This window comes from Abyssibacter profundi (assembly GCF_003151135.1).
In the GTDB taxonomy this organism is placed as follows: domain Bacteria; phylum Pseudomonadota; class Gammaproteobacteria; order Nevskiales; family OUC007; genus Abyssibacter; species Abyssibacter profundi.
The window spans coordinates 1-671 of sequence record NZ_QEQK01000031.1 but is presented as its reverse complement, the minus strand read 5'-3'; the positions used below and the strand labels follow the sequence as shown (position 1 = coordinate 671).

Annotated in this window: 2 protein-coding genes; both read right to left on the bottom strand. The window is 58.3% G+C overall.

From position 1 onward, the window contains the following. Positions 1-123 precede the first annotated feature (123 nt). Complete coding sequence (locus tag DEH80_RS17030) at positions 124-420, bottom strand: hypothetical protein (protein ID WP_133249315.1); 297 nt, start codon at positions 418-420, stop codon at positions 124-126. A 117-nt stretch (positions 421-537) separates the two neighbouring features. Next, positions 538-671, bottom strand: a 134-nt coding sequence (locus tag DEH80_RS17025; RefSeq protein WP_165831532.1) for an integrase core domain-containing protein, incomplete at its 5' end; no start/stop codon positions are given.

Sequence of the window (671 nt, the reverse complement as noted above, 5' to 3'; positions counted from 1 at the left end):
TCAGCCGGCGCTACATGAGTGCCGAAAGCCTGCAGGCCAATTGCAACGCCGATGACGGCGAGGCACTCTACCTACCGGCTGCATGAAGCCATGCCTCAGACTGCCAACGGGCTCGGTGGCTTCTTACACCACGTCCGGGGACACGACCAATGGCAAGCGCTCTGAATCCATCTCAGCCTTGAGCCTTGCCTTGCGGCGCAGCCAGTCTTCAAAGTTCTTGTAATACCCAGACTCTGCCAATCCGATAAGCGCTTGGTAGGCCTCTTCCCCTGGACGCTCGGACAACAGACCGAACACATTCCTTCGGGCGTCTTCAGCGAAATCACGGGCACCTGGCGTGTACACTCCAGGATGCACCACATCGTCCTCTTCTCGTATGTGAGTACGGGTGACCTTGACCAGTCGCAAGAGTTGCGTCACAGAGACGTCTGCACTGAGCAGTACCCGGTCCCGATCGCCGAATACCGACAGCATCCGCTCCCCAAAGCGCCTTTTTGCCTCGGGGTCGACCAGCCGGCCAATCCGTAAGCTTCCCCGTCAAGGCGACAGTTCAAAAGTAGAGTTTCTGGCGGCAAGTAATCTGGCCTCGGCTGGTGTCATGTTGCCCAGCGCATCGTGCGGTCGTTCCTCGTTGTATTCGATCATCCACCAGTAGGTGGCTTCGCGGACAT